Source organism: Acidobacteriota bacterium, from assembly GCA_020853395.1.
In the GTDB taxonomy this organism is placed as follows: Bacteria; Acidobacteriota; Vicinamibacteria; order Vicinamibacterales; family SCN-69-37; genus JADYYY01.
In genome coordinates this window covers 59,156-74,971 of record JADYYY010000013.1, presented here as the reverse complement: position 1 = coordinate 74,971, position 15,816 = coordinate 59,156, and the positions used below count along the sequence as shown (strand labels likewise).

Below are 15,816 nucleotides of genomic sequence, written 5' to 3'. Positions count from 1 at the left end.
GCGCGCGATCGCCTCGAGCATGCAGCCGCCGGCCCCTCTCGCACCGGAGTCCCCACCTGCTCGGCTCCGCGTCCTGATCGACGCCGCGCCGCTCGGCTTCGGCGTCACGCCGGGCATCGGGCGCGCCGGCATCTTTCGAGCGACCGAGGGCTTCGTGCTCGAAGCGCTGCGGCACACCGATCTCGAGATCGACGTCGGCGCGCTCGAGGCCTATCTCGCCGAGATCCAACTGCGACGATACGATCGCCTCAACGGCGGCGCGCTCGCGGGCCGGCGCGTCTCGTTCTGGCGGCATCCCACCGTCGAGCGGGAGGACACGACGTCGCTCGTCGATCGCATCGCCGGCCTGGGCGAGGCCGCCCCTGCGGCCGCGAAGCTCATGGCCGAGCTGGCGCTCACCAACCGGCTCGCGCGCCCTGCCGATCGAACGACGACCTACGACGTCTATCACTCGCTGCGCCCGCCGCTCGCCGCGAGGACGCGCGTGAGCGCCCGCGCGCGGGCGCTCACCGTGCACGACGTCGTCCCGCTCATGTTCCCCGAGTGGTGCGACGAGCGCGCCGGCGGGTGGATGCGCGCGGCGCTCGCCAGCCTCGACCGCGATCGCGACTGGATCATCTGCTACTCGCGGCAGGTCCAGCTCGACACCGCCGAGCACGCCGGCATCGATCCGTCGCGCATGTTCGTGGTTCCGCTGGCGGCCGATTCCGCGATCTTCCACCCGGTCCGCGATCCGACACGTCTGGCCGACGTTCGCCGCCGCTACGGGCTCGGCGACCGGCCGTACCTGCTGAGCCTCGGCACGATCGAACCGCGGAAGAACCTGGCGCACCTCGTCCGGTGTGTCGCGCGGCTCGTCGAACAGCCGGGCCACGCCGACCTCCAGCTCGTGCTCGTCGGCGCGATGGGATGGAAGACGCAGCCGATCATGGACGCGCTGGCCTCGGCCGCGATCCGCGATCGCCTCCACGTCACCGGCTTCGTCGCCGACGCCGATCTCGCGCCGCTCTACGCGGGCGCCGACGTCTTCGTCTATCCCTCCCACTACGAAGGCTTCGGACTGCCCGTGCTCGAGGCGATGCAGTGCGGCGTCCCGGTCGTGACGACGACGGGCGGCGCGTTGCCGGAAGTCGCGGGCGACGCCGCGCTGCTCGTCGATCCAGCCGATGCGGACGGCCTCGTGGACGCCATCACGGCCGCGCGACGAAACGCCGCGCTCGCGGCGCGGGGCGTGGAACGTGCCGGACACTTCCGCTGGGCTCGGTCCGTGGGCTTGACGGTCGATGCGTATCGCGCGATGCTTGCGCGATCGTGACGCCAGCGCCGCGCCACGTGAAGGAGACCCAGCACGCGATGTCGCGCTATGCCGTGCGGGCCGATCACACGGCCGAACAACTCATCGACGGCGAGGCCGTCGTCATCAACTTCGAGACGTATCACTACTACGGGCTGAACCAGACCGCGACCGCGGTCTGGGCGCTCCTCAAGGACGGCGGGCGTGAACGCGACGAGCTGGCCGCGGCCCTCGCCGCGGCGCTCGACGCGCCGGCGACCGCCGTCAGCGCGGACGTCGCCGCCCTGTTGGACGCGCTCGTCGCCGAAGGGCTGATCGAGACCACCACGATCGCGGCGACCGCGCCGGCGACGATCGCCATCGACGGTCCCTACGTCTCGCCGCACATGGAGAAACACGGCAAGCTGGATCAACTGATGCTCAGCGGGGAGTGAACACATCATGGTCGCGGCGACTCCATCCGCCCGCTCCGATGGCCGTCCCCTGGACGACCGCGTCGCCAGACGCCTCGCCGCCATGGAGCTGCAGCTCGCGCACGCGAATCGTCACCTCGCGTACTTCCATGGGCTGACGATGCTGCCGGTGCTCCGGGAAGGCGACGAGGTGCGGCTGGAGCCGGTCGCGTGGCGTGACGTCCGCGTCGGCGACGTCGTGACCTACCGCTTCGAAGACAAGTTCCCGACGCGGCGCGTCGTCGCCATCGATCGCCGCCGCGGCCGGTTCGTCATCATGGGCGACAGCATCCCCGGCCGGCGCGAGTATCTCGTCCCGTTCGAGGACGTGCTGGCGCGCGTCGTCGGCCGTCGCCGCGATGATGTGTGGCTCGCGACGTCGTCGTGGTCGTGGCGGTGGCACACGATCGGGGTGCTCTGGCGCGACCACATCCGCCGGGCAGCGTGGCTGGCGGCACCGCGCGCGCTGTGGATTCGCGCGCGCCGGTATCTCTGAGGTGTCCTGGCCAGCCGTCCGTTTCGGCTCGTTCGCTCTTGCGCTCGCGAACACGGGGCCGTTCTGGGAAGGGGCGATGCTGCGCCGCTTCCGATCGCTGCCGCGCATCTGGCCCGGCGTCGCGCCAGACGTGATCCTGCGCGTCGACACCCGTCCCGACGCGCAGCCGGACGTGCGCCGCGGCGATGCGCTGGCGATCGTGCGACGCGGGACGTGCGTGCACGTGACCTGCGACCTGATGTCACTCGATGCGGACCTGGCGGAGCGGCCGATCCAGGCGACGCTGACGCTCCATGCGCCAGGGTGGTCGGATGCCGATCTCGAACACGGCTTCGCCATGTTCGTGCACAAGCTGCTGCAACTCTGCGAGGTCGTTCGCCTGCACGGCGCCGCGGTCGACATCGACGGACGGACACACGTCCTGCTGGGTGACAAGGGCGCCGGCAAGTCCACGACCAGCCTGGCGCTCGGACAGGCCGGCGGCGCGGTCCTCGCCGACGACCAGATCGTCGTGCGTCGCCGCGCCGGCCGCATCGTCGTGAGCGGCTGCGACAGCAACATCCGGCTGACCGAAGAGAGCGAACGCCACCTGTTGCCGGCTCCGCTCGATGCGGCTCCCCAGGACTTCGCCGGCACGCTGAAGAAAGAGGTCACACTCGAAGGGCTCGTGCCGGTGATCCCCTACCAGGACCGGCATGCCGATCGCGTGTACTTCCCGCGCGTTGGCCGGCGGTTCGACGCTCGGCCGGTCACCGGACGTGAGGCAGCGATCAGGATCCTCGATGCCATCGCCCCGGCGCACAGCTTCGCCGGCCCCGCCGACCGGTGGGATCTGCTCCGGTTGGTGACCGCTTTCGTGGCTCCGGCGCAGTGCTTCGACGTGGCGTTGAGCCCGAATCTCGGCGAACTCGATCAGTTCGTGGCCTTCGTGCGGTCGTGACGCCGCCGACCATCCACCTTCATGGGCCGCTCGACGCGTTGTCGGCGTTCAGCGCCATCAACCGGCAATGGCACCAGGCGCTGAGCGCACGTGGCGACGTCGAGCTGCTCGACGAGGGAAGCGATGCGGACGTCGGCATCCACCACGACTTCTCCGTCCGGTTCGGCGACGAGACGCCGCGGGGCCGCCATCGGATCGCCGTCCGGCCGTGGGACTTCGGCCCTTATCCGCGGCGATGGGTGGACGTGCTGTCGTCGCAGTACGACGAGCTGTGGGTGCAGTCGACCTGGACGATGGAGAACGCGGTGGCCGGGGGCGTCGATCCCGCTCGCGTGCGCCGCATACCGCTCGGCATCGATCCGCAGGTCGTCCGGCCCGATGGCCCGCGGGCGGACCTCGGCGTGGGCGACGCGTTCGTCTTCGCGTTCGTGGGGGCTGCCGTCCGGCGCAAGGGCATCGATCTGCTGCTCGACGCGTACACGCGCGCGTTCGGGCCGGGCGACGCCGTCGCGCTGGTCGTGAAGGATCACACGCGCGACGTCTTCTATCGGGACCAGTCCTACGCGGACGCCATCCGATCGGCGGCACGCGCCCCTGGTGTCGCGCCCATTCGATACATCGACGCGTACATGCCGGCGGCGGATCTCGCCGCGCTGTTCCGGCGTGCCGACGCCGTCGTGCTGCCCTATCGCGGCGAAGGGTTCGCCTGCACCGTGCTCGAGGCGATGGCCTGCGGCACGCCGGTCGTGATCCCGGCGTTCGGCGCGTGCCTCGACTACTGCGACGCAACGACGGGCGTGCTGGTCGCCACGCGCGAAGTGAACCTGCCGCTCGGCCGTTCGATCCGCACGAACAGCCTCGGCTTCGAGGAGCACGTCGAGCGCGTGCGCTTCTGTGAAACGCCGGTGGATCGGCTGGCCGACGCCCTGCGCGCCGTCTTCGAGATGCCGCCGGCCGAGCGCGCGGCGATGGGACGCGCCGCCGCTGAACGCGCGCGCGCCTGGACTTGGCAAGCGTCGGCCGAGGCGATCGCCGCGCGCGTCAAGGCGCTCACTCGCTGACTGCTGCCGCCGAATGCCGGCGCCGACTCCGGCCACGTCCGGTGCGCGCGCACCAGCGGAGTTGTCGGGTCCGCAGAGATCACGCCCTGTCGGGACACAAGAGCGGCCTGATCGACTCTCGACGTCGTCGCTGAGGCTGATTCACCGACTGATCGGCTCACATGGTGCGAGGATCGCCTCGACGACCGGCCTGCCGCGCATGGCCGCCCGGCGGGCAGCCTCGGGACGACGGCTCACGGGTTCGATACCATCTGACCATGCGGCTGCAGGCCACTCGTGCGTTGACCATCGCGATGGCGATCTCGGCAATGGGATGCAACCTGGACGGCGGCAACGAGCCCCGCGTCCCGCCGGCGGCGGTGCCGGCATGGTCCGCGGATGCCGTTCGCGCATGGCGCGAGAAACACGAAGCGGACTACACGCGCGAGTACGCCAGCATCGCCGGCCTGCATCCGCTGAAGAACGGGATCAATACGGCGGGCAGTGCCGCGGGTCACGACGTCGTGCTGCCGGCATCGGCGCCGGCGCGGCTCGGCCGGTTCGTGCTCGCCGGCACGACCGTTCGCTTCGAACCGGCACCCGGCGTGGTGGTCTCGCTCGAGTCGACGAGGCCCGATGCACCGGTGAGCGAACAGCCAGTCACCGGGCCAGTTGCCCTCAAAGACGACGGCACGCCCGGCATGGACGAGCTCGTGCTGGGCAGCGTCCGCCTCGTCGTGCACGTGAGCGGCGAATCGCGCGGCATCCGTGTGCGCGATCCCAATGGGCCGCTCGCCAAAGGCTTTCTCGGCTTCACGTGGTTCGACATCGACCCGGCGTTCAGGGTCGTCGGCCGGTTCGTCCCGGATGCCGAGCCTCGGAAGCTCAAGGTCATGAACACCTATGGCGACGTCGACGAGTACACGACCGAAGGCGTCGTCGAGTTCACGTGGGACGGTCAACCCGTCCGCCTGCGGCCGTTCACGACGCGGCCGAAGCGGTTGTACTTCGTGTTCCGTGACGCGTCGAGCGGCAAGGAGACGTACGAGGCCGCGCGGTTCCTGTACGCGGACCTTGGCGACGATGGATCGGTCGCGCTGGACTTCAACATGGCGTACAACCCGCCCTGCGCGTTCAATCCGTACACCACCTGTCCGATTCCGCTCGCGGAGAACCGCCTGGCGGTGAAGATTCTTGCCGGCGAGAAGGCGTATCCGGCGAAAGTCGTGCTGCCGGAGACCGGCCGGTAGCGGTCGCCGGACCGTCGGATACCGCACGGTCCCGCCCGCGCGGCATGGGTCAGGCATCATAATCGGGACTCGTCCCCAGCCGAGATCCTGGAGGCGAGATGACGTCGCATACCGTTGGCTATTTCGTCGGCAGCCTGGCCCGCGGCTCGATCAACCGCAAGCTCGCGCACGCGCTCGTGCGCCTGGCGCCCGAATCGCTCGTCATGACGGAGATCGCGTTCGGCGATCTGCCGCTCTACAGCTACGACTACGACGCCGACTTCCCGCCTGCGGCCCGGCGCTTCAAGGCGGCGATCGCGTCGGTGGACGCGGTGCTGTTCGTCACGCCCGAGTACAACCGGTCGATCCCGGGCGCGCTCAAGAACGCGATCGACTGGGCGAGCCGCCCGTACGGCCAGAACTCGTTCACGAGGAAGCCGTCGGCGATCATCGGCGCCTCGCCCGGCCGGATCGGCACCGCCGTGGCGCAGCAGCACCTGCGCAGCATCCTCGCCTTCTGCAACTCGCCGCTGATGAACTCGTTCGAGGCGTACATCCAGTTCGAGCGCGGGCTGATCACCGACGACGGCGACGTGACGAACGAGAGCACGCGCGAGTTCCTGCGCACCTTCATGACCGAGCTGCAGGGCTTCATCACGCGGGTCTACACGGCGCTGCCGCGGACGACGTGAGCGCCGTGCGGATGGGCCGTCGAGGCCACGGCATATGATGACTGTCGTGACCGGCGCACCGCAGATTGATGCCGCGCGGCCGGACGCCGGCGGGCTCGAGCCAGCCGACGCTGTCCAGGCCAGCGTGATCGTCGAGCACGTCTCGTTCGCGTTCGGCGACCACCGGGTGCTGCAGGACGTGAGCTTCTCCGTCCGGCGCGGCAGCATGCTGTTCCTGCTCGGGCCGAGCGGCAGCGGCAAGTCCGTGCTGCTCAAGCTGCTGCTCGGCCTGTACCGGCCGGACTCTGGCGCCATCACGGTCAACGGTCACCGCATCGATCGGATGACGGAGCGCGAGCTGCTCGCGGTGCGGCGCGACATCGGGATGGTCTTCCAGGAGAACGCGCTGTTCGACTCGCTGACGGTGAACGAGAACGTCGGCTACCGCCTGTACGAAGAGACCGACATGCCGCTCGCCGAGGCGCGCGCGCGGGTCGAGGAGGTGCTCGGCTTCGTCGGACTCGGCGAGTACATCGAGCGCCTGCCGTCGGAGCTGTCGGGCGGGCAGCGCCGCCGCGTCGGACTCGCGCGGGGCATGGCGACGAAGCCGAGCCTGCTGCTCTTCGACGATCCGACGACCGGGCTCGACCCGCTCACCGCCGCGACGGTGGACAACGAGATCGTCAAGCTGCGCGACCTCGAACGCGTGACCGCGATCGTCGCCACCCATCAGATCCGCGACGCGTTCTACATCGCCACCCACGAAGCCGTACGGCGTGGCGATGCGATCGAGATCGTCCAGGTGGACAACCCGAAGACCGCCGACTTCATCCTGCTGAACGACGGGCGGATCCATTTCGAGGGTCATGCCGCCGAGATCCTCGCGTCGGACGATCCCTACGTGAGGGAGTTCCTGTACAACACGCTGCCGCCGTGGTGACGGCCGCGGCCGTCAGCGCAGCGTCCCGTCGTCGCTCGCGGGTTCCGCGCCGGGATGCGATGGGCCCGCGCTCCTGGCGGCCGGGACGGCCGGCCAGTCGGATCGCCATGCGTCGGTCGCGCGCGCGCCGGCGTAGTCGAGGCGGACGGGCATGCGGCTCAGCCGCCTGAACAGGCGGACGTCGGCGCGAATCGGCCACCAGTCGTACAGGAACACCTCGAGCGGCCGCCACATCGCGACCCAGCCGCCGATGAGGAAGCCTTCGCGGAGCACGTCGGCGAGCCGCGATTCGCCGAACGAGTCCGCCAGCACGTCGCCGGCCGCCGTCGATGCCGCGAGGAAGCACAGGGCGATGACCAGGCTGATGCGGCCGCGACGGAACAGGTCGCGGAGCCGGCGTTGCGCCTCGATCGCGCGCTGATGGAAGTACTCGTGGACGGCGTCGCGCAGCAGCGCGGCCTCGTCGGCGAGCCCGGCGCCGCGCTCGAGGTGCACGCGAAGCGCCAGCGCGGCGTCGTGCGGGTAGTCTCGCGCCCAGTCGACGATGAACTCCTCGGCGCGCGGGTCGAGATCGCGCTCGCGGAACGGCGACGGATCGATCGCGTTGAAGAGCTGCCGCAGCTCGCCGACGCGTACCTCGATGACCTTCGCCTCCGGCGGCAGCGCGTCGCCGGCCGCCACCGACGTCTCGGGCATGATTCGCTCCGTCACGCCGGCAGCGGCGCCGGCTCCGGCCGCGCCGTCGGCCGCGGCAAACCGGCTGCCGCATAGATCTCGGCTTCGTCCAGGCTCTCGTGCTCGAGCAGCTCGGCGACGATGGCGTCGAGCTTGCCGCGGTGCTCGCGCAGCAGGCGCCGCGCCTCGCCGTAGCACTCGTCGGTGATGCGGCGCACCTCGTCGTCCACGACGTCGAGCAGGCCGTCCGACACGCCCGCCATCCGCGGATCGCCGTCGGCCGGCAGCACGGAGAGCGTGCCGATCCGCGGCGACATGCCCCATCGCCCGACCATCGCCCGCGCGACGCGCGTCACCATCTCGAGGTCGTTCTCGGCGCCGGTGCTCACCACGTCGAACACCTCCTGCTCGGCCGCCATGCCGCCGAGCGCGCCGATGATCTTGCCGCGCAGGTAGTTCGCGTCGAACCCGTAGCGATCGGCGTCCGGCGTCGACACCGTCACGCCGAGCGCGCGGCCGCGCGGGATGATCGACACCTTGCGCACCGGATCGGCGCCGGGCTGCAGCATGCCGAGGAGCGCGTGCCCAGCCTCGTGGTACGCGGTCCGGCGCCGCTGGTCCTCGGGAATCACGACGTTGCGCGCCGTGCCGAGCTGCACTTTCTCGAGCGCGTCGATCAGCTCGCGCTGGTGCACCGCGTCGAGCTGCCGGCGCGCCGCGAGCAGCGCGGCCTCGTTCACGAGGTTCGCGAGGTCGGCACCGGTCATGCCGGGCGTCGCCGACGCGAGCCGGTCGAGGTCGACGTCGGCCGCGAGCGGCACCCGGCGCGTGTGCACCTTCAGGATCTCGACGCGCCCCTTGTGGTCGGGCGGATGGATGATGATCTGCCGGTCGAATCGCCCGGGCCGGAGCAGCGCCGGATCGAGCACGTCCGGCCGGTTCGTCGCCGCGAGCACGACCACGCCTTCATGGCCGGAGAAGCCGTCCATCTCGGTCAGGATCTGGTTGAGCGTCTGCTCGCGCTCGTCATGGCCGCCGAACGCCCGCGCGCCACCGCGCGCGCGGCCGATCGTGTCGATCTCGTCGATGAAGACGATGGCGGGGGCGACCTTGCGCGCCTCGGCGAACAGCTCGCGCACGCGGCTCGCCCCGACGCCGACGATCATCTCGATGAACTCGCTCGCGCTCGCGCTGAAGAACGGCACTTTCGCCTCGCCCGCCGTCGCGCGTGCGAGCAGCGTCTTGCCGGTGCCGGGCGCGCCGGCGAGCAGCACGCCCTTCGGCGCCCGCGCGCCGAGCCGCTCGTACCGGCCGGGATCCTTCAGGAAGTCCACGATCTCGTTGATCTCGGCTTCGACTTCGTCGATCCCGGCGACGTCGGCGAACGTCACGCGCACGCTCTCGGGATCGACGCGCTTCTGCCGGCCGCTGCCGATCATCCCGCCGAGCGCGCCCTGCTGCCGGCGGAACATCCAGACGTAGAAACCGACCAGCAGGAGCAGCGGCGCGAGCGAGATGAGCAGGTTGGTGAGCAGGCCGCGCTGCTGCACGAGCGGCGTGGCGCGCACGATCGCGGTGCCGTCCGACAGCTCGGCCAGCAGGTCGTCGCCAGCAAACGTCGGACGCTCCGTGGTGAACTGCTGGTAGGTGCCCGCCGTCTGTCCCGGAATCGGCGCGGGCTTCTTCAACTGGCCCTCGATCGAGTCGCCGCGCGCGAAGACCTCGGCAACGTTCTTGCCCACGACCTGCGCCTTGAACTCGGTGTACGGCACGAGCGTCGGACCCGACAGCCGATCCTGGATCGTCAGGACGCCGAACACGATCGCGTAGCCGACGATCCAGATCGCCGCGATCCGCATCCAGCGCGGCCGCTGAGGTGACGGTGGCCCGGCGGGATTCGGCAGCCCTTCGGTGCGCCACGGCCGCGGGGCGGGCGGCTGGGCCGGCTGCGGCGGCGGGACGACGGGAGGACGATCGCGTCCGGGATTCGACGCTGCCTGTTGGGCTTGCCCGGCCATCGTGCCTCCTCTGTGGCGACGCGCGCGCGTGACGACGCCTCCGCGAACGCCTGGGATAACATCGCTGAAGATGGCGTGCCGCCTCTCTCCACGGAGCGTCGCGTGACTGGGCGTGAGACCAACGCGCCCGACCCGAGGTCACACGGGCGCACTCGTGGCATCGACCACGCCACGTCGAGGCGGAACCAGGAGCCGACCACGTGCCCACCGCCGCGAGCGAGCCGCCAGCTTCGAGTATTGCGTACCGCCAACAGATCGATGACGTCGTCGCCTCGCTGAGCACGGATCGCGACCGCGGGCTCTCCGACGAAGAGGCGCGCGCGCGGCTCGATCGCGACGGGCGCAACGAGCTGGCCGCCGAGCGGCCCACGCCCGCGTGGCGCCGCTTCCTCGCCCAGTTCCAGGATGTCCTCGTCGTGCTGCTGCTCGCCGCGACCGCGGTGTCGACGGTGCTCTGGGTCTACGAGCGCGATGCCGCCCTCCCCTACGAGGCGCTGGCGATCCTGGCCGTCGTCATCCTCAACGCCACGATGAGCTACGTTCAGGAGACCCGCGCGGAAGCCGCGGTCGCGGCGTTACGGGCCATGTCGGCGGCGACCGCCACGGTCGTGCGCGGCGGCGAACGGCGCACCATCCCGGCGGCGGAGATCGTGGCCGGCGACCTGATTCTCGTCGAGGAGGGAGACACGCTCCCTGCCGATGCCAGGCTCATCGAGTCCGCCGTCCTTCAGACGATGGAAGCCGCGTTGACCGGCGAGAGCCTGCCGGTGACGAAGCAGACCGCGGCGATCGCCGACGAGGTTCCGATCGGCGACCGCGAGAACATGCTCTTCGCCGGCACCGCGGCCACCTACGGCCACGGCCGCGCGATCGTGACGGCCACGGGCATGCGCACCGAGATGGGCCGTATCGCCGGCCTGCTCGAGACCACGACGCGCGACACCACGCCGCTGCAGCACGAGCTCGATCGCACCGGCAAGCTCCTCGGCCTGGTCGTCGTGGTCATCGCCGCCGTGATGATCGTGACGATCGTCCTCGTCGAGGACGTGCGTGCGGCCGGTCCGCTGTTCGACGTCCTGATCCTCGGCGTCGCACTCGCCGTGGCGGCCGTGCCGGAAGGGCTGCCCGCCGTCGTGACGGCCGTGCTGTCGCTCGGCGTCCAGCGAATGGCGCACCGCCATGCCATCGTCCGCCGCCTCGCGGCCGTCGAGACGCTCGGGTCGGCCAGCGTGATCGCGTCGGACAAGACCGGCACGCTGACGAAGAACGAGATGACCGTCAGAGTCATCGTCACGGCCAGCGGGCGCGTGACGTTCGAGGGGTCCGGCTACGCGCCATCCGGCGAGGTGCGGCGCGACAACGGCAGCCCGATCGCCGGCCCGCTGAAGATCGAGCTGGAGCGCGCGCTCTCGGCGGCGAACCGCGCGAACAACGCCACCCTGCAGGAGCGCGAGGGGCGCTGGACGGTGCAGGGCGATCCGACGGAAGGCGCGCTGCTCGTGGCGGCGCGCAAGGCGGGGTTGAACGCCACGGCGCTCGATGAGCGGCTGCCCCGCGTCGGCGAGGTGCCGTTCTCGTCGGCGCGCAAGCTGATGAGCACGCTGCACCGCGACACCGAGCACGACGACCGCGGCGTCGTGTTCACGAAGGGCGCGCCGGACGTGCTGCTCGAGCGCTGCAGCCACGAGCTCGTGGGCGACGATCGGCGGCCGCTCACGCCCGAGCGCCGAGCCGCGATTCTTGCGGCCAACGACGCGCTGGCCGGCGACGCGCTGCGGACGCTCGCCGTCGCCAGCCGCGGGATCAGCGGCAACGCGCTCGCCGAGCACGCCGCGCGGCCAGACGATCGCATGGAACGAGACCTCGTGTTCCGCGGCCTGATCGGCATCCTGGATCCCCCGCGGCCGGAAGCCAGGTCGGCCGTGGCGCGCGCCCGGGGCGCCGGCATCCGGCCCCTCATGATCACCGGCGACCATCCGCGAACCGCCGCGGTCATCGCGCAGGAGCTGGGGATCGCGGCCGACGGGCGCGTCATCACGGGTGCGGAGCTGGACGCGCTCTCTGCCGAGGACGCGGCGCGCACCGTCGCCGAGGTCTCCGTGTACGCGCGGGTGAACCCCGAGCACAAGCTGCGGATCATCGACGCGCTGCGCCGCACCGGCGCGATCGTCGCGATGACGGGCGACGGCGTGAACGACGCCCCGGCCTTGAAGAAGGCCGACATCGGGATCGCGATGGGGATCACCGGCACGTCCGTGTCCAGGGAAGCCGCCGACATGGTGCTCGCCGACGACAACTTCGCATCGATCGTCGCCGCCGTCGAGGAAGGCCGCACGATCTTCGCCAACATCCGGAAGTTCCTGCGCTACCTGCTGTCGTCGAACATCGGCGAAGTGATGACGATGTTCTTCGGCGTGCTGCTCGCGCGCCACATCGGCCTCCACGCCGAGGGCGACGCGCTCGTGCTGCCGCTGCTGGCGACGCAGATCCTGTGGATCAACCTCGTGACCGACGGGCCGCCGGCGCTGGCGCTCGGCCTCGACCCGGCCGACGACGGCGTGATGGATCAGGCGCCGCGGCCCGCTGGCGAGCCGGTCATCACATCCCGGATGTGGCGAGGGATCGCGTTCGTCGGCGCCATCATGGCCGTCGGCACGCTGCTCGTGCTGGATGCGTCGCTGCCCGGCGGCCTCATCGCCGGCAACGGCACCGTCGCGTACGCGCAGACGATGGCGTTCACGACGCTGATGCTGTTCCAGATCTTCAACGTCCTCAACGCCCGATCGGACGAACGCAGCGCCTTCGTGCACCTCTTCGTCAACCGATGGCTCTGGATCGCGATCGCCGGATCGGTGGCGCTGCAGGTCCTGGTCGTGTACGCGCCGTTCCTCCAGCGCGCCTTCGGGACGGTCCCGTTGACCGGCGCCGACTGGATCGCGTGTCTCGGCGTCGCCAGCACCGTCCTGTGGCTGGAGGAAGCGAGCAAGCTCGTCAGCCGGATTGCCGCACGGACGAGATGAGCGGTGGCCGGCGCGCCGGCGGCCGCGCTCGCGCGGACCGGCTCAGATCCGGACGAACAGCCGGCGCCGGTACATCCAAAACAGGATCAGCCAGAAGACGGCCAGCACGCCCGCGCCGCGCAGCACGGGTTCGAACGGCGGGCCGAGCACGAGGAACGGTGCGCGGCCCAGGTGCCGTAGCAGCGCCTCGCTCACGAAGTGCTCAATCGTCCAGCTCATGACGTAGACCGCGATCGAGTTGGCGCCGATCACGATCAGCGGAAATGCCCAGCGCCTCCAGCGCTTCATCTCCACGGCGAAGAACAGGCCCCCCAACATCAGCAGGACGAGACCACCGCTGTACAGCGTGTAGGCCGGCGTCCAGATGCGCTTGACGATCGGACAGAGGTGCAGCCACTGCAAGAGCAGCCCGGCGAACGCGAGCGCCACGCCGGTCGCGACGAGAGCGCGCAGTTTCGTGACGTCCGGCCGCGCAGACTGGAGCCACTCGCCCGCCCACAATCCGATCTGCATCGTCGCGAGCGTCGGCACGAAGCTCAACGTGGACCAGCCGCCGGGATTGAAGACGAAGGGCCTCTCCCGAGGAAACAGATTGAGAAACCAGGTGTCGAACGCCCACGCGAGGTTCGCGTTCTTGTTGAAGTGCGCGAGAAAACCCGTGTAGAGATGCGGCCATTCCGGCGGCACGCCCACCGACGCGTAGTCGAAACCGGCAGGCGGCAGCGGATAGAGCACGAAGGCCGTCCAGAAACCCGCGAGAATCGCCGCGAAGACCGCGGCCTGCACGCGGACCCTGGCGAATGCGAGCAGGAACAGGAACGTGTAGCCGAGGCCGATCTGCGTGAGCGTGTCCTCGAACGTCCAGTACGTCCGAGGCCGACCGATGGAGCGCAGGAAGATGCCGAGCAAGACCAGGACGACGCTGCGCCAGAGGGCGTGGCGGAACATCTGCACGACGCTCTGGCCCGCAGCACGGCGGCTCGCGATCGAAAACGGCAGCGCGGCCCCGACGAGCAGGGAGAACGCCGGCTGGATGAGATCGTGGACCGAGCACCCCTGCCACGGCACGTGCGTGGTGTTGTAGGCGACGACGGCCCAGAACCGGCTGGCGGGAAACGCGGCGCCGAGCGTCCACAGCCGCATCGCCTCGGCCAGCATGAGGAACATGACGAGCCCGCGGAGCACGTCGATCGATTCGACGCGCCGCCGCGCCGGCGCGTCCCGTGGGCCGTCGGGCGGCCGCGACGGAGCCGCGAGCGTCGAGGACGCCGCCATCGGCGCATTCTGCCATCATTCGATATGCCGATGCCGGAGTGGCTGGAACCGATGGCCGCCACGCTCACGCAGGAACGGTTCGCCGGCCCGGACTGGATCTTCGAGCGCAAGTTCGACGGCATCCGGCTGCTGGCCTGGAAGCGCGGCGCCGACGTGCGCCTCTACTCGCGCAGCCGGCGGCTCCAGGATTTGCCGGCCGTGGCGCGCGCGATCGCTCGCCTGCCCGTGCGTGACGTGATCCTCGACGGCGAGGTGACGTGGGACGGTCACGGCGCCTACGACGTGTTCGACGTTCTCTGGCTCGACGGCGAGCTCCTGACCGGGCGACCGCTGGAGGAGCGGCGCGCCCTGCTCGGGACGCTCCGCTTCGGTCCGCCCATGCGACACGTCGCCGCGATCGACCATCCGCAACCCTGGGAGCTCGCGCGGCGTGAGGGGTGGGAAGGCGTGATCGCCAAGCGTCGCGGGTCGCTGTACGAACACCGGCGATCGCCGCACTGGCTGAAGATGAAGGTCGAGGCGTCCCAGGAATTCGTCGTCGGCGGGTTCACCAATCCCCGCGGCGCGCGTGTCGGCCTCGGGGCGCTCCTCGTGGGCTACCACGAAGGTCAGGACCTCGTGTTCGCCGGCAAGATCGGCACCGGGTTCGACACCAAGCTGCTGACCGACCTGCGCGCCGAGCTCGATGCGATCGCGCTGCCGTCGCCGCCGTTCGCGCGAGGCAAAGGCTTGCCTCGGAAAGCGGTCCACTGGACCCGTCCGGAGGTCGTCGTGCAGGTCGCCTTCATCGAGTGGACCGCGCACGGCAAGCTCCGGCATCCGCGGCTCGTCGGCGTGCGTCGCGACAAGCCGGCCGGCGACGTCGTGAGGGAGCGGCCATGATCACGCATCCCGACAAAGTGCTCTTCCCGGACGATGGCATCACGAAGGGAGAACTGGCTGCGTACTACGAGACGATCGCGCCGGTGATGCTGCCGCACCTTCGCGGGCGGCCCGTCACGATGGAACGGTATCCGGCCGGCATCGGGGCGAAAGGCTTCTGGCAGAAGGACGTGTCGAAGGGCGCCCCGCCGTGGCTCGAGCGCGTCGAGGTTCCGAAGAAGGGCGGCGTCGTCCATCATCCAATCGTCACGGACGTGCGGTCGCTGCTCTGGCTGACGAACCAGAACACCATCACCCAGCACGTGTGGGCGTCGCGAACACCGCACCTCGATCGGCCCGACCTCTGCATCTTCGACCTCGATCCGCCGGACGACGATGTCGACAACGTGCGGGCGGCGGCGATCGGGCTGCGGGATCTGCTGGCGGAGCTCGGGCTGCCGTCGTGGATCAAGACGTCCGGCTCCAAAGGCTTCCACATCGTCGTGCCGCTCGACGGCAAGGCGGCGATCGGCGTGGTCGAGCGCTTTGCACACGGCGTGGGCGCGCTGTTCGTGCGGCTCGCGCCGGATCGGCTGACGCAGGAGTTCAGCAAGGCGGACCGGCGCGGCCGGATCTACGTCGATACCGGCCGCAACGGGTACGGCGCGACGTTCGCGGCCGCCTACACGGTGCGGGCGAGACCGGGCGCGCCGGTGTCGGCACCCTGCACGTGGCGCGAAGTCGAGCGCGGCAGCGTCATGCCGCGCACGTTCACGCTCCGCACGATGGCCGGGCGCATTCGCGACGCGGGCGACGTGTGGGACGATCTGCGGCGGCGCCGGCGCTCGCTCCAGCGTGCAATGGCGCGACTCGAGCGATGGCGACGCTGAGGAGCCGGCAACGAG

Annotated in this window: 14 protein-coding genes; 11 read left to right on the top strand and 3 right to left on the bottom strand. The window is 70.4% G+C overall.

The window, feature by feature from the left end:
• Positions 1-19 precede the first annotated feature (19 nt).
• The 8 genes from IT184_13535 to IT184_13500 all read left to right on the top strand — a co-directional run bounded on the left by IT184_13535 (position 20) and on the right by IT184_13500 (position 7,062).
• Complete coding sequence (locus IT184_13535) at positions 20-1,315, top strand: glycosyltransferase family 4 protein (GenBank protein MCC7009823.1); 1,296 nt, start codon at positions 20-22, stop codon at positions 1,313-1,315.
• Complete coding sequence (locus tag IT184_13530) at positions 1,312-1,728, top strand: PqqD family protein (protein ID MCC7009822.1); 417 nt, start codon at positions 1,312-1,314, stop codon at positions 1,726-1,728. The genes IT184_13535 and IT184_13530 overlap by 4 nt, the downstream gene beginning before the upstream one ends.
• A gap of 82 nt (positions 1,729-1,810) precedes the next feature.
• Entirely contained in the window at positions 1,811-2,242 is a 432-nt protein-coding gene (locus tag IT184_13525) for a hypothetical protein (GenBank protein MCC7009821.1), read from the top strand.
• 1 nt (position 2,243) lies between these two features.
• Entirely contained in the window at positions 2,244-3,182 is a 939-nt protein-coding gene (locus IT184_13520) for a hypothetical protein (GenBank protein MCC7009820.1), read from the top strand.
• Positions 3,179-4,243, top strand: coding sequence for a glycosyltransferase (locus IT184_13515; GenBank protein ID MCC7009819.1), 1,065 nt, complete (start codon positions 3,179-3,181; stop codon positions 4,241-4,243). Before IT184_13520 ends, IT184_13515 begins: the two co-directional genes overlap by 4 nt.
• A 257-nt stretch (positions 4,244-4,500) precedes the next feature.
• A complete protein-coding gene (locus IT184_13510) occupies positions 4,501-5,472 on the top strand; it encodes a DUF1684 domain-containing protein (GenBank protein ID MCC7009818.1) in 972 nt (323 codons plus the stop codon).
• 98 nt (positions 5,473-5,570) lie between these two features.
• Positions 5,571-6,143 (top strand): NAD(P)H-dependent oxidoreductase, encoded by a 573-nt coding sequence (locus tag IT184_13505; protein ID MCC7009817.1) that lies wholly within the window; start codon positions 5,571-5,573, stop codon positions 6,141-6,143.
• Positions 6,144-6,189: 46 nt separating this feature from the next.
• Complete coding sequence (locus IT184_13500; GenBank protein ID MCC7009816.1) at positions 6,190-7,062, top strand: ATP-binding cassette domain-containing protein; 873 nt, start codon at positions 6,190-6,192, stop codon at positions 7,060-7,062.
• A 12-nt stretch (positions 7,063-7,074) separates the two neighbouring features.
• Here IT184_13500 and IT184_13495 read toward each other — a convergent pair whose 3' ends face one another.
• Positions 7,075-7,758 carry a hypothetical protein gene (locus IT184_13495; GenBank protein ID MCC7009815.1) on the bottom strand — a complete coding sequence of 228 codons (684 nt, stop codon included), beginning with the start codon at positions 7,756-7,758 and terminating at the stop codon, positions 7,075-7,077.
• 11 nt (positions 7,759-7,769) lie between these two features.
• Positions 7,770-9,755 (bottom strand): ATP-dependent zinc metalloprotease FtsH, encoded by a 1,986-nt coding sequence (gene ftsH / locus IT184_13490; GenBank protein ID MCC7009814.1) that lies wholly within the window; start codon positions 9,753-9,755, stop codon positions 7,770-7,772.
• 200 nt (positions 9,756-9,955) lie between these two features.
• On the opposite strand from ftsH, the gene IT184_13485 reads away from it, so the two are divergent.
• On the top strand, positions 9,956-12,775 hold the full coding sequence (locus tag IT184_13485) for a cation-translocating P-type ATPase (GenBank protein ID MCC7009813.1): 2,820 nt from the start codon (positions 9,956-9,958) through the stop codon (positions 12,773-12,775).
• A gap of 42 nt (positions 12,776-12,817) precedes the next feature.
• Here IT184_13485 and IT184_13480 read toward each other — a convergent pair whose 3' ends face one another.
• Positions 12,818-13,966: a hypothetical protein gene (locus IT184_13480; GenBank protein ID MCC7009812.1), complete on the bottom strand. Its 1,149-nt coding sequence runs from the start codon at positions 13,964-13,966 to the stop codon at positions 12,818-12,820.
• A 108-nt stretch (positions 13,967-14,074) separates the two neighbouring features.
• Between IT184_13480 and IT184_13475 the strand changes: the two genes are divergently transcribed.
• A complete protein-coding gene (locus tag IT184_13475) occupies positions 14,075-14,932 on the top strand; it encodes an ATP-dependent DNA ligase (GenBank protein MCC7009811.1) in 858 nt (285 codons plus the stop codon).
• The gene (ligD, locus tag IT184_13470; protein MCC7009810.1) at positions 14,929-15,801 is read left to right on the top strand and encodes a non-homologous end-joining DNA ligase; all 873 of its coding nucleotides are present in this window, start codon (positions 14,929-14,931) and stop codon (positions 15,799-15,801) included. The genes IT184_13475 and ligD overlap by 4 nt, the downstream gene beginning before the upstream one ends.
• The last annotated feature ends 15 nt before the right edge of the window (positions 15,802-15,816 follow it).

What these genes read in the sequence shown, in the direction of transcription:
- IT184_13505 (MCC7009817.1), top strand. Translation starts at nt 5,571, where the DNA reads ATGACGTCGCATACCGTTGGCTATTTCGTCGGCAGCCTGGCCCGCGGC.
- IT184_13510 (MCC7009818.1), top strand. Translation starts at nt 4,501, where the DNA reads ATGCGGCTGCAGGCCACTCGTGCGTTGACCATCGCGATGGCGATCTCG.
- IT184_13525 (MCC7009821.1), top strand. Translation starts at nt 1,811, where the DNA reads ATGGAGCTGCAGCTCGCGCACGCGAATCGTCACCTCGCGTACTTCCAT.
- ligD (MCC7009810.1), top strand. Translation starts at nt 14,929, where the DNA reads ATGATCACGCATCCCGACAAAGTGCTCTTCCCGGACGATGGCATCACG.
- IT184_13475 (MCC7009811.1), top strand. Translation starts at nt 14,075, where the DNA reads ATGCCGATGCCGGAGTGGCTGGAACCGATGGCCGCCACGCTCACGCAG.
- ftsH (MCC7009814.1), bottom strand. Translation starts at nt 9,755, where the DNA reads ATGGCCGGGCAAGCCCAACAGGCAGCGTCGAATCCCGGACGCGATCGT.
- IT184_13535 (MCC7009823.1), top strand. Translation starts at nt 20, where the DNA reads ATGCAGCCGCCGGCCCCTCTCGCACCGGAGTCCCCACCTGCTCGGCTC.
- IT184_13495 (MCC7009815.1), bottom strand. Translation starts at nt 7,758, where the DNA reads ATGCCCGAGACGTCGGTGGCGGCCGGCGACGCGCTGCCGCCGGAGGCG.